The 19,983-nt window shown below is 58.9% G+C and carries 15 protein-coding genes, 4 tRNA genes and 2 pseudogenes; 10 read left to right on the top strand and 11 right to left on the bottom strand.

The window, feature by feature from the left end; all coding sequences use genetic code 11:
- Nucleotides 1-282 (top strand): annotated as a pseudogene (locus tag BLV67_RS31115) (IS110 family transposase); the annotation flags it as partial.
- A 145-nt stretch (nucleotides 283-427) separates the two neighbouring features.
- Here the strand turns inward: BLV67_RS31115 and BLV67_RS31110 are convergent.
- Complete coding sequence (locus BLV67_RS31110; RefSeq protein WP_065931713.1) at nucleotides 428-967, bottom strand: TetR/AcrR family transcriptional regulator; 540 nt, start codon at nucleotides 965-967, stop codon at nucleotides 428-430.
- 91 nt (nucleotides 968-1,058) lie between these two features.
- Between BLV67_RS31110 and BLV67_RS31105 the strand changes: the two genes are divergently transcribed.
- From BLV67_RS31105 to BLV67_RS31095, 3 genes are all read left to right on the top strand, one after another.
- On the top strand, nucleotides 1,059-2,249 hold the full coding sequence (locus tag BLV67_RS31105) for an MFS transporter (RefSeq protein WP_069786325.1): 1,191 nt from the start codon (nucleotides 1,059-1,061) through the stop codon (nucleotides 2,247-2,249).
- A gap of 109 nt (nucleotides 2,250-2,358) precedes the next feature.
- Nucleotides 2,359-3,522, top strand: a complete 1,164-nt coding sequence (locus BLV67_RS31100; RefSeq protein ID WP_065931759.1) for a TDT family transporter — start codon at nucleotides 2,359-2,361, stop codon at nucleotides 3,520-3,522.
- Between the two features lie 65 nt (nucleotides 3,523-3,587).
- Nucleotides 3,588-5,462, top strand: coding sequence for an MFS transporter (locus BLV67_RS31095; RefSeq protein WP_065931715.1), 1,875 nt, complete (start codon nucleotides 3,588-3,590; stop codon nucleotides 5,460-5,462).
- 107 nt (nucleotides 5,463-5,569) lie between these two features.
- On the opposite strand, the gene sugE is transcribed toward BLV67_RS31095, so the two are convergent.
- The 3 genes from sugE to rdgC form a co-directional block, all read right to left on the bottom strand.
- Nucleotides 5,570-5,884 (bottom strand): quaternary ammonium compound efflux SMR transporter SugE, encoded by a 315-nt coding sequence (sugE, locus tag BLV67_RS31090; RefSeq protein WP_016970241.1) that lies wholly within the window; start codon nucleotides 5,882-5,884, stop codon nucleotides 5,570-5,572.
- Nucleotides 5,885-5,990: 106 nt separating this feature from the next.
- Entirely contained in the window at nucleotides 5,991-6,956 is a 966-nt protein-coding gene (locus BLV67_RS31085) for a bile acid:sodium symporter family protein (RefSeq protein WP_069786324.1), read from the bottom strand.
- Nucleotides 6,957-7,129: 173 nt separating this feature from the next.
- Entirely contained in the window at nucleotides 7,130-8,050 is a 921-nt protein-coding gene (rdgC, locus tag BLV67_RS31080) for a recombination-associated protein RdgC (protein WP_069786323.1), read from the bottom strand.
- 159 nt (nucleotides 8,051-8,209) lie between these two features.
- On the opposite strand from rdgC, the gene BLV67_RS31075 reads away from it, so the two are divergent.
- Nucleotides 8,210-8,285: transfer RNA gene (locus BLV67_RS31075), tRNA-Val, on the top strand.
- Nucleotides 8,286-8,304: 19 nt separating this feature from the next.
- A tRNA-Asp gene (locus BLV67_RS31070) sits at nucleotides 8,305-8,381 on the top strand.
- 142 nt (nucleotides 8,382-8,523) lie between these two features.
- On the opposite strand, the gene BLV67_RS31065 is transcribed toward BLV67_RS31070, so the two are convergent.
- From BLV67_RS31065 to BLV67_RS31055, 3 genes are all read right to left on the bottom strand, one after another.
- The gene (locus BLV67_RS31065; protein WP_069786322.1) at nucleotides 8,524-10,956 is read right to left on the bottom strand and encodes a TonB-dependent siderophore receptor; all 2,433 of its coding nucleotides are present in this window, start codon (nucleotides 10,954-10,956) and stop codon (nucleotides 8,524-8,526) included.
- A 78-nt stretch (nucleotides 10,957-11,034) separates the two neighbouring features.
- Nucleotides 11,035-12,018 carry a FecR family protein gene (locus BLV67_RS31060; protein ID WP_069786321.1) on the bottom strand — a complete coding sequence of 328 codons (984 nt, stop codon included), beginning with the start codon at nucleotides 12,016-12,018 and terminating at the stop codon, nucleotides 11,035-11,037.
- A 7-nt stretch (nucleotides 12,019-12,025) separates the two neighbouring features.
- Nucleotides 12,026-12,544: a sigma-70 family RNA polymerase sigma factor gene (locus BLV67_RS31055; RefSeq protein ID WP_065931720.1), complete on the bottom strand. Its 519-nt coding sequence runs from the start codon at nucleotides 12,542-12,544 to the stop codon at nucleotides 12,026-12,028.
- A gap of 200 nt (nucleotides 12,545-12,744) precedes the next feature.
- Here BLV67_RS31055 and BLV67_RS31050 point away from each other — a divergent pair.
- Nucleotides 12,745-12,820 (top strand) — tRNA-Val (locus BLV67_RS31050).
- A 19-nt stretch (nucleotides 12,821-12,839) separates the two neighbouring features.
- Nucleotides 12,840-12,916: transfer RNA gene (locus tag BLV67_RS31045), tRNA-Asp, on the top strand.
- A 151-nt stretch (nucleotides 12,917-13,067) separates the two neighbouring features.
- Here BLV67_RS31045 and BLV67_RS31040 read toward each other — a convergent pair.
- The 4 genes and pseudogenes from BLV67_RS31040 to BLV67_RS31025 form a co-directional block, all read right to left on the bottom strand.
- Nucleotides 13,068-14,399 carry a M10 family metallopeptidase C-terminal domain-containing protein gene (locus BLV67_RS31040; RefSeq protein ID WP_069786320.1) on the bottom strand — a complete coding sequence of 444 codons (1,332 nt, stop codon included), beginning with the start codon at nucleotides 14,397-14,399 and terminating at the stop codon, nucleotides 13,068-13,070.
- Nucleotides 14,400-14,673: 274 nt separating this feature from the next.
- Nucleotides 14,674-14,829: pseudogene (locus tag BLV67_RS33560) on the bottom strand (winged helix-turn-helix domain-containing protein); the annotation flags it as partial.
- A 383-nt stretch (nucleotides 14,830-15,212) separates the two neighbouring features.
- Nucleotides 15,213-16,376: a catalase family protein gene (locus BLV67_RS31030; RefSeq protein ID WP_069786319.1), complete on the bottom strand. Its 1,164-nt coding sequence runs from the start codon at nucleotides 16,374-16,376 to the stop codon at nucleotides 15,213-15,215.
- Nucleotides 16,373-18,184 (bottom strand): di-heme-cytochrome C peroxidase, encoded by a 1,812-nt coding sequence (locus BLV67_RS31025; RefSeq protein ID WP_069786318.1) that lies wholly within the window; start codon nucleotides 18,182-18,184, stop codon nucleotides 16,373-16,375. Before BLV67_RS31025 ends, BLV67_RS31030 begins: the two co-directional genes overlap by 4 nt.
- 258 nt (nucleotides 18,185-18,442) lie before the next feature.
- Between BLV67_RS31025 and bamJ the strand changes: the two genes are divergently transcribed.
- On the top strand, nucleotides 18,443-19,183 hold the full coding sequence (gene bamJ / locus BLV67_RS31020) for a BamJ family beta-barrel-assembly machinery protein (RefSeq protein WP_064451669.1): 741 nt from the start codon (nucleotides 18,443-18,445) through the stop codon (nucleotides 19,181-19,183).
- A 312-nt stretch (nucleotides 19,184-19,495) separates the two neighbouring features.
- Nucleotides 19,496-19,951: a YkvA family protein gene (locus tag BLV67_RS31015; protein WP_065931724.1), complete on the top strand. Its 456-nt coding sequence runs from the start codon at nucleotides 19,496-19,498 to the stop codon at nucleotides 19,949-19,951.
- Nucleotides 19,952-19,983: the final 32 nt, after the last annotated feature.

Below are 19,983 nucleotides of genomic sequence, written 5' to 3'. Positions count from 1 at the left end.
CGAGCTGCTCAAGCGCTGAAGCAAGCCGCCTCTATTGCACGTAACGACAAAAGTTTTATCGGTGCCAGCCACCGAGCGCGCCTGACCCGGATGGACACCTGTTGCGCGATTAAGGCGACAGCGCATCAACTGGCACGACTGATCTACGCGATGCTGACCAAAGGTCAGCCTTATGTTGAGAAAGGAATAGAGGAATTTGAAGAGCGTAGCCGGGACCGGCAACTGCGCGCCTTGGAGCGCAAGGCGCGAAAGTTGGGGTTGCAGCTGGTTAAAGCGGCTTGATTTTTAAGAGCAAAAACAATGAGTTATTTTTTGTTTGATAAGAGCGGGCTTGCTCGCGAATACGCTAGGCCAGTCGACTGATTTGTTGACTGACACACCGCCTTCGCGAGCAAGCCCGCTCCCACATTTGGTTTTTGCAGAGGTTTTAACCTTTAAGTGCCAGCTCGATCAGTCCATGCAGCTCTTGCACCGTCAGCGGTTCGGTCGAAAACAAAATGCGAAACACCGTCGGCGCCGCCAGCAGGTTGATCAAATGGTCCACGCTCGGCGGCGTACTCTGTGGGTAACGATCGATAATCGTCTGAAACTGCCCACTCAGAATGCTCACGCAATAACCCGGTGTGATCATGCTCTGCAGGTCACGCATCATGTTGCGCCCTGGCTCCGAACTCATTTCATCCAGGTATTGCTCCGCCCAAGCGAGCAGATCACCGCGCAGGCTGCCGGTATTCGCCGGCTCGCTGTCGGGGCGCATGCGGGCCAGGGCCACATCGGCCAACAGCACCGATAAGTCGCCCCAGCGCCGGTAGATGGTCGAGGGCGTGACGCCCGCGCGCGTTGCAATCATCGGCACGGTGACGCTGGAGCGCTCATGCACTTCGAGCAGTTCACGCACCGCCGAATGCACTGATTCCTGGACCCGGGCACTGCGGCCTCCCGGGCGAAGGCCTTCTTTTATCGCCATGCGTAAAACCTTAACACAAAGAATTTGCTTTAAGCGCTCGCCGGTAGCACACTGCGCAAAAGCAAAGTATTAGCTTTAGCGGAGTGTGCCCATGTCTCGCGTTATTTCTCAACGGTCCAGCCTGACGTTCCTGGTCATCACGGTGCTGACCTTCCTCGCCGCGTCCAGCGCGCCGACGCCGCTGTATCAGGTGTATCAGGAAAACCTGCATTTCTCCGCGACAATGCTCACGGTGATTTTCGGCGTGTACGCCGTCAGCCTGCTGGCGGCGTTGCTGATCGTGGGTTCGTTGTCGGATCACTTGGGGCGCAAGCCGGTGATTTTCGTCGCATTGCTGCTCAATATTGTGGCGATGCTGCTGTTTATCAACGCCGACAGCACCGCGCACCTGATTGCCGCCCGTGCGCTGCAAGGGTTCGCCACCGGCATGGCCACGGCAGTGCTGAGTGCGACCTTGCTCGACACTGACCGCGTGCGCGGCCCGATGCTTAATAGCCTGGCGCCCCTGTTGGGCATGGCCAGTGGCGGGCTGGGCAGTGGTCTATTGGTGGAGTTCGCGCCGCGTCCTACCCAATTGATCTACTTCACGCTGCTGGGATTGATGGTGTTGCAGGCGGCGTATGTGTGGCGTCTGGCGGAAACCGTCAGCCGTATTCCGGGCGCCTTGAAATCGCTGGCGCCGACCCTGCATGTGCCGCAGCAAGCGCGCCGCGCCCTCTGGCTGGTGATGCCGCTGAATGTGGCGGTGTGGGCGCTGGGCGGGTTCTTCTCATCCCTGGCGCCGTCGCTGGTCAAGGCTGCCACCGGTTCCACGTCGCACCTGATCGGCGGCGGCCTGGTAGCCGTCGTGACCTTGAGTGGCGCGGTGATGATCTACAGCGTGCGCGAGCGTGCGGCCGATAAAATCATGCGGCTGTCGGCAGGGCTGTTGGCCGTGGGCGTCGCGCTGCTGCTGGTGGCCGTCCACATGGGTATTTTGTGGCTGTTCTTTGTCGCCAGTGTGATTGCAGGTTTGGGTTTTGGCGGCGGTTTCATGGGCAGTGTACGCAGTATCGTCGGGCTGGCGTTGCCCCACGAACGGGCCGGTTTGATGTCGGCGTTCTATGTCTTGAGCTACTTGGCGTTCTGCTTGCCGGCGCTGTTGGCGGGTTACCTGTGTCAGGTTTATGGCCTTATCGTCACCACTGAAGGCTATGGTGCTGCGCTGATGGTGCTGGCCCTGAGTGCCTTGGTCGGTTTGGTTGTGCAGGACTCGGTGCGGGCCAAGGCGGCGCTAGAGTGACGCCGTATATTGGTAAAGTAGATAACAGATAGAGATATTACCCGTTATATAGATATTCGATCGGGTTCTATGATGGCTTCAACCTCATGCGAGGAAGAGGATGACCATCATGACCTGCTCGACTATTCCCAGCTGCAAAGCCCCAAGCTACAAACCCTTGAGCCACCTGACCCGCCCACGGGAAGTGATTCGCCAGTTCACTCCCAACTGGTTCGCCGCGACCATGGGCACCGGCGTGCTGGCCCTGGCCTTGGCGCAACTACCATTCAGCCTGCCTGGTTTGCACGTCATTGCCGAAGGGCTGTGGCTGTTCACCATTGGCCTGTTTGTGCTGTTCAGCCTGTTGTACGCGGCACGCTGGGTGATGTTTTTCCACGAAGCGCGACGCATCTTCGGGCATTCCACCGTCTCGATGTTCTTCGGCACCATTCCCATGGGGCTGGCGACGATTCTCAACGGTTTGCTGCTGTTTGGCCTGCCGCGCTGGGGCAGCGAAGTGATCCCGCTGGCAGAAGCCTTATGGTGGCTGGACGTGGCGATGGCCCTGGCCTGCGGCGTGCTCATCCCGTTCATGATGTTCACTCGCCAGGAACACAGCATCGACCAGATGACCGCCGTCTGGCTGTTGCCGGTGGTGGCCGCCGAAGTCGCCGCCGCCAGCGGTGGTTTGCTGGCGCCGCACCTGGCCGACGCCCATGCGCAACTGGTGATGCTGGTGACCAGCTACGTGTTGTGGGCGTTTTCCCTGCCGGTGGCGTTCAGCATCCTGACCATCCTGATGTTGCGCATGGCCCTGCATAAACTGCCGCCTGCCAATATGGCCGCGTCGAGCTGGCTGGCCCTTGGCCCCATCGGCACCGGTGCGCTAGGCATGTTGTTGTTGGGCGGTGACGCACCGGCGATCTTCGCCGCCAATGGGTTGCCGGGTGTGGGCGAAATGGCCAATGGCCTGGGCGTGGTGGCCGGTATCACCCTGTGGGGCTTCGGTTTGTGGTGGATGCTGATTGCGGTGCTGATCACCCTGCGTTACCTGCGCGCCGGCATCCCGTTCAACCTCGGCTGGTGGGGGTTTACCTTCCCGCTGGGGGTGTACGCGTTGGCCACCCTGAAGCTGGCGAACCTGCTGCACCTGAGCTTTTTCAGCGTCTTTGGCAGCGTGCTGGTGCTGGCATTGACGCTGATGTGGCTGATCGTGGCCAAGCGCACCGTGCAGGGTGCCTATAAAGGTGAGCTTTTTGTTTCGCCATGCATTGCAGGACTAGCGAATAAGTAAGCGCGATTAGGTAAAGTCGTGGCCTGAGAAACTACACGCCTTCAGGCCACGCAGGAACACGGACGATGAGCCACCCCTCACAATTCACCTTGCTGCGCACACGGCGCTTTCTGCCGTTTTTCATCACCCAGTTACTGGGCGCGTTCAACGACAACATCTTCAAGCAATCGCTGATCCTGGCGATTCTCTACAAGCTCACCATTGAGGGCGACCGCTCCATCTGGGTCAACCTGTGCGCCTTGCTGTTTATCCTGCCGTTCTTCCTGTTCTCGGCGCTGGCCGGGCAGTTTGGCGAGAAATTCAACAAGGACGCGCTGATCCGCGCGATCAAGATCGGCGAGATCGTGATCATGGCCGTGGGCGCCACCGGCTTTCTGTTCAACCACCTGGAGCTGATGCTGCTGGCGCTGTTTGCCATGGGCACGCATTCGGCGCTGTTCGGCCCGGTGAAGTACTCGATCATGCCCCAGGCGCTGCACGACGATGAGCTGGTGGGCGGCAACGGGCTGGTGGAAATGGGCACGTTCCTGGCGATCCTGGCCGGCACCATCGGCGCCGGGATCATCATGTCGTCGAGCAATTACGCGCCCTTGGTGGCGGTGGCGATTGTCGGCGTGGCGGTGCTCGGCTACCTGGCCAGTCGCAGCATTCCGCGGGCGGCGGCGTCCACGCCCGAGCTGCGCCTGAACTGGAATATCTTCAGCGAATCCTGGGCAACCTTGCGCCTGGGCCTGGGGCAGACGCCGGCGGTGTCGCGCTCGATTGTCGGCAACTCGTGGTTCTGGTTTGTCGGCGCGATCTACCTGACGCAGATCCCGGCCTACGCCAAGGAATGGTTGTACGGCGATGAAACCGTGGTGACGCTGATCCTCACGGTGTTTTCGGTGGGTATCGCCGTCGGTTCGATGCTCTGCGAAAAGCTCTCGGGCCGTAAGGTCGAGATCGGCCTGGTGCCGTTTGGCTCGTTTGGCCTGACGGTGTTCGGCCTGCTGCTGTGGTGGCACTCCGGCGGTTTCCCGCAGTCACCCCAGGAACATAGCTGGCTGGCGGTGCTCAGCTACGGTCAGGCGTGGTGGGTGTTGTTCGATATCCTTGGCCTGGGTGTATTCGGTGGTTTCTATATCGTGCCGCTCTACGCGCTGATCCAGTCGCGCACGGCCGAAAACGAGCGCGCGCGAGTCATCGCGGCCAACAATATTCTCAACGCGTTGTTCATGGTGGTCTCGGCCATCGTCTCGATCCTGCTGCTGAGCGTGGCCAAGCTGTCGATCCCCGAGTTGTTCCTGGTGGTGTCGCTGCTCAATATTGCGGTCAACACCTACATCTTCAAAATCGTCCCCGAGTTCACCATGCGTTTCATGATCTGGCTGCTCAGCCATTCCATGTACCGCGTGGAGCATCGCAACCTTGAGCTGATTCCGGATGAAGGCGCGGCGCTGCTGGTGTGCAACCATGTGTCGTTTGTCGATGCATTGTTGATTGGCGGCGCGGTACGTCGGCCAATTCGCTTTGTGATGTACTACAAGATCTACCGTTTGCCGGTGCTGAACTTTATCTTCCGCACGGCCGGGGCGATTCCGATTGCCGGGCGCCATGAAGATATCCAGATCTACGAAAAGGCCTTCACACGGATTGCCCAGTACCTGAAGGACGGGGAGTTGGTGTGCATCTTCCCTGAAGGCAAACTGACCGCCGATGGCGAGATGAATGAGTTCCGTGGCGGGCTGACGCGGATTCTGGAGGAGACGCCGGTGCCGGTGATTCCGATGGCGTTGCAGGGGTTGTGGGGGAGCTTTTTCAGTCGCGACCCGAACAAGGGGATCTTTCATCGGATCTGGTCGCGGGTGGTGTTGGTGGCCGGTGAGCCGGTTGCACTGGAGGCCGCGACGCCTGAGCAGTTGCAGGCGCGGGTAGGGGTGTTGCGTGGGAGTGTCAGGTAGTTAGTTGCTGGCCGTAAGGGCCTCATCGCAGGCAAGCCGGCTCCCACCTTTGAACGGTGAACACGGTTCAATGTGGGAGCTGGCTTGCCTGCGATAGCGGTAGTGGCCTAGGTGCTGATCTTGAGCCCAACCAACCCGCAAATAATCAACGCCACACTCGCCAGCCGAAACAACGCCATGGACTCGCCAAACAGGATAATCCCGGCGATCACCGTGCCCACTGCACCCACACCGGTCCAGATGGCATAGGCGGTGCCCAGCGGCAGCTCCTTCATGGCCAGGCCCAACAGGCCGAGGCTGATGGCCATGGCGGCAATCGTCAGGGCAGTCGGCAGCGGCTTGCTGAAGCCATCGGTGTACTTCAGGCCCACCGCCCAGCCGACCTCGAACAGCCCGGCAAAAAACAGAATGATCCAGGACATGTTGATCTCCCCTTTATAGCTGGGGTCGTCCCCGGATTAAGCGCTTGAGAGCGTCGCGAGGTCGTCCCCGCGAAGCTCGGTAGAGTGCCGAAAATTGATCGGGCGATCAAGTTTGTGGCGTGTTCTCCAGGGCGCGGCGGTCCTCTTTTTCGCTCATACGGCGAAAGTACGTCGACAGCAATGCCCCGGAAATATTGTGCCACACGCTGAACAGCGCGCTCGGCACCGCCGCCAACGGCGAAAAGTGCGCACTGGCCAGTGCGGCGCCCAGCCCGGAGTTCTGCATGCCCACTTCCAGGGCCAGGGATTTACGCTGCGCCAACGGCAGTTTGAACATACGGCCGGTGAAGTAGCCGAGCAGATAACCGAAGCTGTTGTGCAGCATCACCACGGCCATGATCAACAGGCCGGATTCGGCGATCTTCGCCTGGCTCGCCGCAACCACCGCCGCGACGATGATCACAATGCTCACCACCGACACCAACGGCAGCACGTCTACCGCATGGCGGACGCGCTCACCCAGCACGCGCTGCGCCACCACGCCCAGCACGATCGGCAGCAACACCACTTGCAGGATCGACCAGAACAACTCCATGAACGACACCGGCAACCAGGCCGAGGCCAGCAGCCAGATCAACGCCGGCGTCAGCAGCGGGGCGAGGAGGGTGGTGACGGCGGCGATGGCCACCGACAGCGCCAGGTCACCGCGTGCCAGCCAGGTCATGACGTTGGATGAAGTGCCGCTTGGGCAGCACCCGACCAGGATCACGCCGACGGCGATTTCCGGCGGCAGGTGGAACGCCTGGCACAGCAGCCAGGCCACGCCCGGCATGATCACAAAATGCGCAACCACGCCGAGGGCCACGCGCCAGGGATGGCGGGCGACTTCGGCGAAGTCTTCCAGTTTCAAGGTCAGCCCCATGCCGAACATCACCAGGCCCAGCAGCGGCACGATGGCGCCCTTGAGACCAATGAACCAGCCGGGCTCAAGGAAGGCGAGCACCGCGAAAATCAACACCCAGTAGGCGAAGGTATTGCCGACGAAGCGGCTCAAGGCGGCGAGTGCACGCATGGGGGGATGTCCTTGTTATCAGTTAAGTTCGGTAGCGCTAAAGTCTGCTTGGAAACCCAATCAAATGTGGGAGCGGGCTTGCTCGCGAATGCGGTGTGTCAGTCAATATATCGGGTGACTGATCCACCGCATTCGCGAGCAAGCCCGCTCCCACATTTTGATCTTCACATGGCTTAGATGCCCTGTGGGGTCTCTTCGCCGCCAAGCGCTTCAACCAACGCCGGCAGGAACTCGCCAAACGTCAGCATCATCAGGGTAAAGCTGGCATCCAGTTGGCCCAATGCCTCGTCACCGCCGTCCTGTTCAGCCTGGTCTTGCAACAGGTCTTCGAACTTCAGGCGCTTGACGGTCATTTTGTCGTCGAGCATGAAGGACAACTTGTCCTGCCAGGCCAGGGACAATTGCGTCACGACTTTGCCGGTGGTCAGGTGCAGTTGGATCTCTTCGCCGGTCAGGTCCTGGCGCTTGCAGCGCACGATGCCGCCGTCTTCGTGGGTGTCGCGCAGTTCGCATTCGTCGAGGACGAAGAAGTCATCGGCCGGCTTCTGCGTGGTGACCCAGTCGGTCATGATCGCCGTGGGTGCGGTTTTAACCGTCAGCGGGCGTACCGGCAGGGTGCCGATCACTTCACGCAGGGTCGACAGCAGGTCTTCGGCGCGCTTGGGGCTGGCCGAGTTGACCAGGATCAGGCCCTGTTTCGGCGCAATGGCGGCGAAAGTCGACGAGCGACGGATAAAGGCACGCGGCAGGAAGGCCTGGATGATTTCATCCTTGATCTGGTCGCGTTCCTTCTTATAGACCTTGCGCATTTGCTCGGCCTCGATCTCTTCGACTTTCTCTTTCAGCGCGTCACGCACCACGCTGCCCGGCAGGATGCGTTCTTCCTTGCGCGCAGCGATCAGCAGGAAGTCACCGCTGATATGCACCAGGGGAGCGTCTTCACCTTTACCAAAAGGCGCGACGAAACCGTAAGTGGTCAACTCCTGGCTTGCACACGGGCGCGCCAGTTTGGTGGCCATGGCCGCTTCCAACGCCTCGGCATCAACAGGCAGATCTTGGGTCAGGCGATAGATAAGCAGGTTCTTGAACCACATGGGGTGAGTCTCTCCTTTATACAAAGGGGGGCATTATTCTCTTGATCCGGGCTGAGGCCAACCCTGCCTAAGCCATTGGAAGGGCTGAAAAAAAAGATTTAAGAAAGTGCTTGCCAGACTTAGGGTCGCTCCGTAGAATGCGCGCCACACCGAAGCGAAGGGTGATTAGCTCAGCTGGGAGAGCGTCTGCCTTACAAGCAGAATGTCGGCGGTTCGATCCCGTCATCACCCACCATTCGTTTCAAGTGTTACGCGCAGCGGTAGTTCAGTCGGTTAGAATACCGGCCTGTCACGCCGGGGGTCGCGGGTTCGAGTCCCGTCCGCTGCGCCATATTCGGTCACCTGGAACACTGAACGCCAGGTCACCACAGAAAGCCCGCTCATTGAGCGGGCTTTTTGCTGTCCGGGGTTTGTAAAACCGAAAAAACGCCGCCGATCATTTCCGATGATCGGCGGCGTTTTTTATGGGACGATCAGAAATCCCAACGCGTTGTCACCATCACGTTGCGCGGCTCACCATACGCGGCGGAGTTATAGAAACCGATATTGGTGTAGTAGGACTTGTCGAAGATATTGTTGAGGTTCAGCGTCGCCGACAGGTTCTTGGTGACCTGGTAGCGCGTCATCAGGTCCACCAGCCAATAAGCGTCCTGGGAGAACTCTTCATAACCCTTGTGCGGGTTGTTGTAGATATCCTGCCAGCCCACGCTCTGCCAGCGCACGCCGCCGCCGACGGTGAGCTTGTCCAGGTTGCCCTTGAGTTTATAGGTGGTGTACAGCTTGACCTGGTCCTCGGGCTCGAAGGTGGAGATCTTCACGTCCTTGTCATCGCGCACGACCTTGTGGGTGTACCCTGCCTGCAACTGCCAGCCTGGCGCAATCTCGCCGGACACTTCCACTTCGTAGCCCTTGGTCACCGCCTTGCTGCTTTTATAAGCGTAGTTGGACGGTATCGGCGTCTGGTTGTTGTACTCGTCGTCGGAGAGCGCACGGTTGGATTCGTGGATTTCAAAGTAGGCGGCGCTGGTGTTCAGGCGGCCGTCGAGGAAGTCGGCTTTGAGGCCAAATTCCCAGTTCTGGCCCTCGTCCGGTTCAAGCAGCTTGTTCTCGCGGTCGCGGTTGTAGTTTTCCTGGGGCATGAAAATATCGGTGTAGCTGGCGTAGACCGAGTAGGTGTGGTTCAAGTCATAAATGGCGCCCACATACGGCACGAAACGCCCGGACTCGCGGTAGCTCGGGTTATTGCCGGTGACCTGGTAGTTGACCACGCGCCCGCCCAGCAGCAGCTTGAGGTCGTCGGCGAGGTTCAAGCGCGTGGTGACATAGGCGCCGGTCTGGCGCACGGTGTCGTCGATCAGTGATTGCGCGCTGCCCCAATCCGGGATCGTGGCGTGGCCGCGCCAGTGGTTGAAGTCGACGGTATTGGTGGCCAGGTTCCAGTAACCCTTGCCTTTCCACTGCGATGCGCTGATGGAGCCGCCCAGTACCAACTCATGCTCGCGCCCGCCGAGGCTGAACGGGCCGCTCACATACAGGTCGGCCGAGTCGCTGACGGTGTCACCGGTGTATTTGCCGGAGGTGAGGTTGGCCGTGCCGTCGGGCTGTGGCTGGTCGCCCTGGATCGAGCCCATCAGCGCGTGGTAGCCGTTGATCTTGTGATCGAGTTGCAGCTTGCCGACCCAGCCATTACCCAGGTCGTGTTCAAGCATGGCGAACACGGTGCGGGTGTATTGCTCCCAACTGCTCCAGTTGGCGGCGTTGTTGAACGAGCGCTTGACGCTGTTGCGTTCGCCCTGAGAGTTGATCAGCGGAAAGCTGCCGGACCACGACGAGGCGGTCGGCAACGTGTCCTGATAGTCGCCGCCCACGGTCAGCAAGGTGTCGGGTGACAGGTCGAACTCCATGATGCCGTAGTACGTCGGGCTCTTGCGCGAGTAGCGGTCCATGAACGAGCGCTTGTCTTGATAGGCCGCGACGGCTCGGCCGCGCACATTGCCGCTGTCGGTCATCGGGCCGCTTACGTCCAGTTCGCTGCGGTAGTTGTCCCACGAGCCGACACCGAGGGTGGCGTGGCCCTGGAAATCGGCGGTGGGTTTCTTGCGCACCAGGTTGATCGTCGCGCCCAGTGAGCCTGCGCCGGTGAGCAGGCCGGTGGCACCTTTGAGCACTTCCACGCGGTCGTAGATCGCCATATCGCTGAGGGTGTTGCCCGCCGAGTAGGCGACGTTGCGCGCGGTCGAAGGAATGCCGTCGTACTGGAAGTTATTGATGGAAAAGCCGCGCGCGTAATAGTTGCTGCGCTCGGTGTCGAAGGCCGACACGGTGATGCCTGGAGTATGGCGCATCACGTCGTCGACGTTGTTCAGGCCGAAGTCATCCATGTGCTGGCGGGTGACCACGCTCACCGATTGCGGGGTCTGTTTGGGCGTCAGTATCAACCGCGTCGAGGTGGCGATCGTACCGGGCGTGTAGGAACCGGTGCCTTCGGTGACGTTACCCAGTTGGGTGGCAGTCACCTCGGTGGGGCCTAGCTCCATGGTGTCGCTGCTGGCCGTCGCAATGGCCTGCAGCGCGTACCCTTGGGCAACCTTAACGGCACGATAGCCACTGCCTTGCAGCAATCGGTCAAAGCCGTCCTGGGTGGCAAAGTTGCCCTTCAACCCGGGGCTTTGCAGGCCTTCGAGTGCCTGGGGCTGGAACACAATCGCCACGGAGGTTTGCTGGGCAAAGCGGTTGAGCGAAGTGCCCAGCGGCCCGGCGGGAATGTCGTAGGCTTGGGCGGCGACGTTGACGGTGTCCGCCTGTGCCAGGTGAGTACTCAGGGTGGACGCGGCAAATATCGCCAGGGAAAGCGGCGCGCTTTTCAGCAGGCCAAAACGCCCGCGTGGGTCAGAAGGGGTGTGCATGGTCAGGGCAATCCTTTACGTGTCGAATTACCTTGCTTGACGGGCAACCCCGAAAAAACCGGAAGCAAATGCGAATAATTATTTATTGGGCGCTGGTTCAGGGCTCACGACCATCAGCCAGGGTGTGTAGTGGCGAACCTTGATCGGCAGGGTTTGCGCCAGCAATTGCAGGGCTTGATCGCTGTCATCCAGCGGTATGACTGCCGACACCCGCAGGTTTTGCAGGCTGGCGCGATCAAATTGCAGATAGCCGGCTCGATGGCGGGCGATTTCATCCAGTACTTCGGGCAACGGCCGGTTTTCCACCACCAACTGATGACGGCGCCAGGCTTCGTTGACGCTGGCCGGGTCGATGCGGCCGCTCAGGCGCACTGCGTTCGAACTCATCAGCGCCTGCGAGCCGGCGTCCACTTCCACGGTCTCCTGGGCATTCGTGCTGTGCGCCGCCACGCGCGACTGCAACATGCTCAGTACGGTCACGTCACCCTCACGCTTGACCACAAACCGCGTGCCCAGGGCACGTAGCGTGCCTTGCGGAGTCTGCACGATAAAGGGCCGTGCGCTGTCATGAGCCACTTCCACCAGGATCTCGCCTTGCAGCAGTTCAATCCGGCGCTGCTGCTGATCGAAATGCAGGTTCGCCGCGCTGATGCCGTTCAGGGTGAGTGTCGAGCCGTCCGCCAGTTGCAGGGTTTGCCACTGCCCGGGGCCGTTACGCACATCGGCCATCCACCGTTGTGGATAAGGGCTGACGAGCAGCGCCGCCGCAGGAATCGCCAGGCTGCACGCGAGCAGCAGGGCGCGTACCGCGTTTTTGCCGCGCCGCGGTTTTGGTTGAGCAAATGCTGCGTTGAGTGCCGCCCGCGCCGGTGATTTCTCCGCACGCAACGCCTGCATTCGGGTAATCACGGCCTCCATACGCGCAGCGGCTGCGGCGTATTGCGGGCCTTGTTGCTTCCAGCGCTCGAACGCCATGCGCTGGGCTTCGCTCAAGTCACCTTCGTGCAGGCGCAGCAGCCATTGAGCGGCTTGTTCTTCGATCTGTTGGTGGGTGTCAGGCATGCGCGGGTCAGGTGTCCATGCTATGGCTGCAATGCACCAGTGCCTGGATCAGGTATTTGCGTACGGTGCGTTCCGACAGCTTGAGCTGGCGGGCGATTTGTTGTTGGGTCAGCTCTTCCAGGTAATACAGCACAAATGCCTGGCGCGAGTAGTCGTGCATGCCTTCCAGAATAAACGCGATGTGCTCAAGGGCTTCCAGGGTAGTGTGGATTTGCTCCGGCGACTGAAACCCTTCCAACGCGTCTACCGTGAGCGCCAGCTCTTGCAGGTAAGCCTGCTCAATCTGCTTACGCCGCGCCTGATCGATCAGCAGGCGTCGAGCCGTTGTACTTAAATAAGCACGCGGTTCACGAATGCTTGCCACGGATTCGCGGGTATTGAGGATTCGCGCAAACGTGTCCTGCGCCAGATCGGCTGCGTTCTGGCGGCAACCGAGTTTGCGCCGTAACCAACTGAGCAGCCAGCCGTGATGCTCACTGTAGAGCAGGGTTATTTCCCGTTGGAATGGCGGTTCACCCACAGACATTGGCGCGGCTCAGGTGTTATTGAGAATGGTTTTTAATTGTGCCGCCAAGCAGCGTATAAACGCAATAGACTCGCATTTGGGGGCTTGAGGCCCCGTTTTTCGGGGCGCGGAGGGCACCAGAGAAATTATTTTAAATAAATTGCATTTAAATCAAGACATTGCAGATTTTTGGTGTATTATGCCGCCCACACCGAAGCGAAGGGTGATTAGCTCAGCTGGGAGAGCGTCTGCCTTACAAGCAGAATGTCGGCGGTTCGATCCCGTCATCACCCACCATTCGTTTCAAGTGTTACGCGCAGCGGTAGTTCAGTCGGTTAGAATACCGGCCTGTCACGCCGGGGGTCGCGGGTTCGAGTCCCGTCCGCTGCGCCATATTTGGTCACCTGGAACACTGAACGCCAGGTCACCGCAAGAAGCCCGCTCATTGAGCGGGCTTTTTTTTGCCAAAAATTAAGTTAGCTCTCCAGCCTTCCTGATGGCTACGCTAGTGACACAGCATTATCTGCAGGTGTTCTACCGATTGTTATTTCTTTGTAATGATATCGCTCATTTGAACGCCATCCGCACGCACTTTGAAATCAGGTTCTGAAGGATCTGCGGGATTGTAGACGCTCCAGTACCTTACATAGGATGCTCCATCCGCTGCCTTTTGAATATCTAAGTGGGGGGTTCCGCCAGTAAATGTTCCATTGTAAAGTTTTTGGGAAAATTCACTGATATCTATTTTGTCCGTACCGCTTTTAAAGTGATGGAGGATATCGGTATCTCGGGGCGTAGAGTCCCATGAGTTGTTAAAAACAACCGTATTTTGGCCACTGCCTAAAATAATTGAATTGGTGACGGTGCTCGCAATAATCTTGTTGGTGCCCGAACCTGTTGCAACGTCTTCAATGTGCGTACCGCGGGTAATGGCGACGTTATTCGTGAACCCGCCAATGCTGGAGAAAGTGCCGTGATTCAAGTTGATGTGTTGATCGTGTGTATCTTTATCTGCCAGCAGCGTTTCGTGACCGTCCCCGCTGGCTATCGTAAATGTGACGGCCGTATCACTTTGAGTAATAAAGTTTGCATCGTATTCTGTTTCCAGTGATTTGTCTCGGCTCTCACTATTAGCGCCGTACCTTAGTTGTAGTGCGGCCATATCATGCAGTTGGGCTCGCGTTACGTAATTGCCCTGAAAGTCGTGACCTGTTGCTGTTTCCGGCACAGAACTGAGAAGGCTGTAACCTTGAGAGTCTGTAGGGTTTGCAGGTTTATTGCTCTTATCGTCAGGATTCGGATGAGGCAAGCCCAGTGCATGCAGCAGAGCGTGAGCAAGCGCGTGGCCGCCGCGATTACGGCCGTTGGCCTTTAAATTGCGCGCATCGCCCCTGACATAGGCCTCAGCAGGTTCGTCCGGCTTATCTGGGTTATGTGGAGCGCAAGTGTTTTCCGGAAAGTTGACCTGAACCAGGTTTCTGCCGTTCGATGGGACCGGCGCGAAGTTACCAAAATTTATAGTGCCGTCAGGTTTTTCCAGTGTGCCTTTGTCATGGAATACCAAATTTGTTTCGTGGCTGATATCGATCATTTGATCAATAAGTTCCTGTTTCTGCTCGGCGCTCAGTTGTGAGTGGCCGGTGAGTCCCAGCTTTTTGAAGTAGCTGCCCGGGCCTGCAGAAAAGTCCACTTCGATATCTATTTTTCCGTTCCCGTCCTTGTCTATCCAGCGTGAAGATCGTGTGGCCAAATTATCGACACCGCTCCAGTAAGTATCAGCGGCAGGGCGCGTGTCGGGGTCAATGTGCGGGCTTGGTAGATTTTCCGTCGGAGTAACGGTCGGGGGCATCATTGGAACAGGAGGGTTAATGTTCATAATAATCACCTGGCAGCGAGCGGTATAGAATGGTTCGGTTGAACACAGCCAGTCTATGAAAAGGGTTTAGCGTTTTGGAAGATTCGAACCATTAGGAGATGTTTCTTTGCGGTAGCGCCTGTTAGTGCAGTAGGCTCTATAAGTGGATTTGCTGATTTGGGAAAATTCCTATATCTAACGCGCGTGAGTTTAAGTTGGCCGGTCAAATAGAGCGTGTACTTTTGTCAGTGACTTTTAGTGATGCTTTGGATTGGGGTAGCGCTGAATATCCGTTCACTCCCATCAACCGATACCCCACCTGCAACTCGATAATAAAATGCTGCGGCTGCGCCGGGGCCGCCTCCAGTTTTTGCCGTAAGTGCGCCATGTGCACGCGCAAATAATGCGGGCGGTCGATGTAATCCAGCCCCCACACCTCCAGCAATAGCCGTGCGAATGAGGGCGTAGCCCAAGTAAGCGAACAGCTCCCCGGCACAAATGACGGGAGATCCCCAGAAAGTCTGGGGTTCGGCTGATTTCGATGCTCAGCTTATTTGGCTTTCTTTTTCTTTTCGCTGCGGGTGGCGAGGTGTTCGAAACAAAACGCGGCGGTGCCGAAGAGCGCAATCATTGACAGGACGACCATGCCCAAAGTTGAACTTTCCACGATGACTTCCTACGGGTTTTGGAGGTAGGAAGTGACGGTAAGGTTTGAGGATTAGTTGTTCAATAGAGGCGACGTAATCGTTATGGGGAACTTCGAATTTATACGGATTTTTTATGGCCGGCTTGAAGTCGATCGTTCCCGCGCAGAGCGTGAGAACGATCATCACCTCACAAATTGCGGCTATGCCGATAATCGCTGACCGCCTCATACACCGCCTTGCGCAACCGGTTAATCCCGCCAATCGGCCGATGCGCCTCAAGCCCGAACCACGGGTTGAACGACTGATTATCACAGGCAAGATTCAACGCCGGCGTATCAAAATCCTGCGCAGGAATCCGTACTTTGGCCACGGTCTCATACGCCGCATCACTTTCTTTCCATTCGATACTGGTGTCTTCAATCGGCATGAACTTCTGCGGGTTCTGCCGCTGAATCTGCAACACGAAACACGCGGGCACGCGGTCGGTGGACAGCTGCTGGTTCAGCGCACTGCGCAGAAAGTTCGGCAGGTCCTGATTCTGCTTGGGCAGCACATACTCAGGGCAACTCTGTGGGTCAGGCGCTACACGAAACTTGGCATTTGCCGAGCCAAATTTGTAGGGTGAAACTGAAAAATACGTCGTTTGCGTCGGGCTCGCGGGTGCGGGCGCCAGGGTGGCCAGGGCGATAAACAGGTGACGCACTTGCCAACTGCGCGGGTCGGCCTTGGGGAAGAACGCCAGCACCTTTTTGCCGTCAGCCTGGGCGCCGATGTTCTGCGCGTATTCGGCCATATCACTGACAAAAAAGTTCGGGTGGCTGAACATCACGAAGTCTTGTTCGGTGCGCGTTTGTTGGTCGGCCATCAACTGTTTGCCCGGCACATCCAGCAGTTTGATCGCCATGCCCCGCGCATCGCGGATGCTGTCGAACTGCGGGTAGGCGTTGCCGTTGGACAAGCGCATCTGCGCCTGCCAGGTCTTGCCAGGTTCAGCGAACACGCCTTGGCGCAGCGCCGGGTCGAGGTCCGCCAGCACACTGACTTCGGCCTTGACACAGCCGTGGGCCTTGGCATGCGCGTCACGCAGGTAGCGCGTGCCTTCGCGATGCTGATCGACGATGCGCACCGCGGTCTGGATGATGCCTTGGGTCATGGCTGCTTCATCGGGCGGGATCTGTTCATCCGGCGACACCGGGCCGTTGTGTTGCCAGGCGAACCAGGCCGTTGCGATCAGCCAGCCCAACAGCCCCAAACCCAGCAGCCACAGCAGGGTTTTACCGAGGAAGGCGCCCAGGCGCAGCCAGAGGCGTGCGAGCAGCGAACGTTGGTTGTATTGAGATCGGATAATCATGGCAGTGTTTGCTCCAGCGGGCCGCCCAGCACTTTTAGGTATTCCAGCAGCGCCCAGCGTTCCTGCGGCAGCAGGCCACGGCCGATCACGCCGTTGCCACGCTTGCCATCACGGAATTCGTGACCGCTGTTGTGGTTGCCGGTGATTTTTGTATCGAACAAAAATGCGTTTTTGAAGGCAGCCGTTTCAAAGCCCAGATGACGCGGGTCGTAATTGAACGTGCCTTTGTAGAAGGTGGTGCTGCGTTCGTCCTGGGGCGAGAGCAATTGGTAGATCGTCGGCACCGAGCCGTTGTGCAGGAACGGTGGCGTTGCCCACACACCGGCCAGCGGCCGGGCCTTGTAGGCGCGTAATTCACGCACGCCGATGGGCAGGCCGAAACCGTCCAGGCCGGGGCGCTCGGCCGGGGTCACACCGGCGGCGCGGTAGGCGTGTGCTTCGACGAAGGCGGTGACGTAGGCCAGGCCCTGGGCCACGGAGAGGTTGTGCAGGTCCAGCGGTGCGGTGGGCGTTGGGTGCAGCTCGACATTGAGCCTGGCCAGTTCGGCAGGGTCCCACTGCAGGGCGCTGAGGTCATAGCGTTGCTCGGCGATGTTGTTGGCGGTGCCGGGGTCGGTGCCGATGTAATCCACGGGCAGCATTTTCAGTTGCTGCACCGGGCGGCCGTTTTCCTGGGTGACGGCAGGCACATGGCAGCCGGCGCAGTTCTCGGCGAACAGCGCACGGCCTTGGGCGGCGAGGGGCTTGTCGATGGCGCCGAACAAGTCTTGCGGCCAGGTCGGCGGCTTGAGGCGTTGCAGGGTTTCTTCGATCCGGTTGAGGTCGCGCACGCGCACGCTGGAAGGGTAGCGGGCATCGCCCTGAAGGGGTTGGCCGGCTGCGTCGAAAAAGTCCAGGGTGGCACCCACGCCCAAGGCCTCGCCGATGTTACGTGCCATGGGCTGCTGGGCCGAGCCGTTCCATTGCACCCAGTCGAAGGTCCAGATATCCCACAGATGCGGGTAGTCCACCGGCGCATTGGCGACCCGGTAGTTGGACGGCGAGATGGCGTCGCCAAAGCTGGCGTTGGCGATACGGCCAAACGCGTCCGTGCGGCCCGGACCTTCTTCGGTAGGGTAGAGGCCGCGGTGTGTGTCGTTCCAGGCGACTTTGAGGAACTGATTCAGCGACTGTTTGAAGTCCTGACGCAGTTGTTGCTTGCTGTGGTCGTCATAGTCGTGGCCGAGCACGTTGTGGGCGAAGCGATCGAACTTCCAGGGCAAGTAGTAGGTGGCGGCAAGGCTGGCCACCAAGGCCTGGCCAAAACTGCCACCGCGCAAGGTCGGTACGCTGGACGGCAGCACATGCTGGGCCGAGCCACCGTCGATGCGCAGCGCCTGGTTTTTGAAGTGCAGCTCGCCGGTGTGGCAGGCGGCGCAGGTGATGTCCAGGTATTGCACCTCGCTGTCGGCGTTCTGGTGCCGGGCGAAGCCTACGGGCAGGTTGCCGGGGTTTTGTGCGCTGGGCACTTGCTTGGGATCGACCAGAAAACCGAAGCGTGCGAGGTAGTCGGGCGTGGCAAAACGCTGGTCCGAAAACGGCAGTTCGAGGGCGGTGAACCAGTCGTAATGCAGGCCTTTTACTTGGGTGCCCTGGGGCGTGAAGTAGTAGGTCTGGCGATCGGCCTCGCTCCATTGTTCCTGATAGTGCACCTGCTCCACGGGCACGTAATCCGGCAGCTTGGGGTTGAGGGTGTAATAGAGCACCATGGCCAGCAGCAGGCCCAGGGCGAGCAGTATCAGGAGTAAAACACGGGGAAAAATGCGCAAGATGGCTATCCTTGTCTCGGCCTTGTCGAGTTGTAGGGTTCTTATGCCATTGCATCACGGGTGCGGCAAGTGGCCAGCAGCCTGGTTGCGAATGGTCCCGCGATCCTTCGCGGGCCCCTATAATGAATGAAAATGCTTTTAAACACGTGAACTTATCAGAAGTTTCCTGCTCAGATGCCGGTAGCCATTGGTCGTGGCCGCCTGATAAGCTCGCGACTTTACTCGAATGCCCTTTTGGCGCACGAACAAGGAAATAGCATGAAACAGCATCGGTTGGCGGCGGCGGTGGCCCTGGTTAGCCTGGTACTTGCGGGTTGTGATTCGCAGACCAGCGTAGAGCTGAAAACCCCGGCGCAGAAAGCTTCCTACGGCATCGGCCTGAACATGGGCAAAAGCCTTGCTCAAGAAGGCATGGATGACCTGGACTCCAAAGCGGTAGCCCAAGGCATTGAAGATGCCGTCGGCAAGAAAGAACAGAAGCTCAAAGACGACGAGCTGGTTGAAGCGTTTGCCGCACTGCAAAAGCGTGCTGAAGAGCGCATGACCAAAATGAGCGAAGAGTCGGCAACCGCCGGCAAGAAATTCCTCGAAGAAAACGCCAAGAAAGACGGCGTAGTCACCACCGCATCCGGTCTGCAATACAAGATCGTGAAGAAGGCCGATGGCGCTCAGCCCAAGCCGACCGACGTAGTGACTGTTCACTACACCGGCAAGCTCACCAACGGCACCACCTTTGACAGCTCCGTAGATCGCGGCAGCCCGATTGACCTGCCGGTCAGCGGCGTGATCCCGGGTTGGGTCGAAGGCCTGCAACTGATGCACGTGGGCGAGAAGGTCGAGTTGTACATCCCGTCCGACCTGGCCTACGGCGCACAGAGCCCGAGCCCGGCGATTCCAGCCAACTCCGTGCTGGTTTTCGACCTGGAGCTGCTGGCCATCAAGGACCCAGCCAAGGCTGAAGCCCCTGACGCACCTGCGGCCCCAGCTGCCAAGAAGTAATCGGCACCTGAACACACAACGCCCCGTTTTTACGGGGCGTTGTTGTTTCTGGCGTTTGCTGATCTGCGCCTTTGCAAATCCAATCGAACATCCCCAACCTGTAACAGTCTGATATAAGACTCGAGCACGGGTAGCCGCACATCCATGCCAAGTCAATGAATTATTGGGTTTTTTTCATGTGCGCAAAAAACGCCCGATCTGACTGCAAGCCTTGTAGCCCGTGGCTTTCAGCCGATAAAACAGGCTCTGTTCACAAGGTTATCCACAATTTGTGTGGATAACCTTTTATGTCGCCTGGAACTGGAGTGACCGATGAAACCACCCTTCAACTTCACCCGCTTCCTGCCCATGGCCGCGCGCTTGCTCGGCCGTGGGCGCTTGCCGACCCTGCTGTTTGCCGTGGCCGCCAAAGGCTCAAGTCAGGGCAACCGGCTGGGTAAACTCAAGGATGATCTCAAATTGCTCCAGGCCCTGTGCCTGGCGTACTGGCGCGGTGAGTACCGAGCCATCAGCCCCAAGGCGCTGATCTCGGTAGTGGCGGGGCTGATGTACTTTCTCAGCCCGATTGACGCGATCCCGGACTTTATCCCGATGTTCGGCATGCTCGATGACATTGCCGTGTTGGCATGGGTCATGAAGACCCTGGACGGCGAACTGAGCGCGTTTCGCGCCTGGCGCGACGCCCAGCGCCCGGAAAAACTCGCCGTGGTTGAGCGGCTGCCTGCGACGCCTGCGCTGCTGGCCGAGGAAAACCCGCAAAAAAACTGAACACCCTTATATCCCCCTGCGACCTTTGTGGC

Source organism: Pseudomonas salomonii (assembly GCF_900107155.1).
In the GTDB taxonomy this organism is placed as follows: domain Bacteria; phylum Pseudomonadota; class Gammaproteobacteria; order Pseudomonadales; family Pseudomonadaceae; genus Aquipseudomonas; species Aquipseudomonas salomonii.
Note: the sequence above shows the minus strand (reverse complement) of the source record. Positions and strands in the feature narration are given on the sequence as shown.

Bases quoted from the DNA above. Each gene is read 5' to 3' on its own strand.
- BLV67_RS31065 (WP_069786322.1), bottom strand. From the start codon at position 10,956: ATGCACACCCCTTCTGACCCACGCGGGCGTTTTGGCCTGCTGAAAAGC.
- BLV67_RS31055 (WP_065931720.1), bottom strand. From the start codon at position 12,544: ATGTCTGTGGGTGAACCGCCATTCCAACGGGAAATAACCCTGCTCTAC.
- BLV67_RS31085 (WP_069786324.1), bottom strand. From the start codon at position 6,956: ATGCGTGCACTCGCCGCCTTGAGCCGCTTCGTCGGCAATACCTTCGCC.
- sugE (WP_016970241.1), bottom strand. From the start codon at position 5,884: ATGTCCTGGATCATTCTGTTTTTTGCCGGGCTGTTCGAGGTCGGCTGG.
- BLV67_RS31095 (WP_065931715.1), top strand. From the start codon at position 3,588: ATGAGCCACCCCTCACAATTCACCTTGCTGCGCACACGGCGCTTTCTG.
- BLV67_RS31110 (WP_065931713.1), bottom strand. From the start codon at position 967: ATGGCGATAAAAGAAGGCCTTCGCCCGGGAGGCCGCAGTGCCCGGGTC.
- rdgC (WP_069786323.1), bottom strand. From the start codon at position 8,050: ATGTGGTTCAAGAACCTGCTTATCTATCGCCTGACCCAAGATCTGCCT.
- bamJ (WP_064451669.1), top strand. From the start codon at position 18,443: ATGAAACAGCATCGGTTGGCGGCGGCGGTGGCCCTGGTTAGCCTGGTA.
- BLV67_RS31100 (WP_065931759.1), top strand. From the start codon at position 2,359: ATGACCTGCTCGACTATTCCCAGCTGCAAAGCCCCAAGCTACAAACCC.
- BLV67_RS31105 (WP_069786325.1), top strand. From the start codon at position 1,059: ATGTCTCGCGTTATTTCTCAACGGTCCAGCCTGACGTTCCTGGTCATC.
- BLV67_RS31015 (WP_065931724.1), top strand. From the start codon at position 19,496: ATGAAACCACCCTTCAACTTCACCCGCTTCCTGCCCATGGCCGCGCGC.
- BLV67_RS31060 (WP_069786321.1), bottom strand. From the start codon at position 12,018: ATGCCTGACACCCACCAACAGATCGAAGAACAAGCCGCTCAATGGCTG.
- BLV67_RS31030 (WP_069786319.1), bottom strand. From the start codon at position 16,376: ATGATTATCCGATCTCAATACAACCAACGTTCGCTGCTCGCACGCCTC.
- BLV67_RS31040 (WP_069786320.1), bottom strand. From the start codon at position 14,399: ATGAACATTAACCCTCCTGTTCCAATGATGCCCCCGACCGTTACTCCG.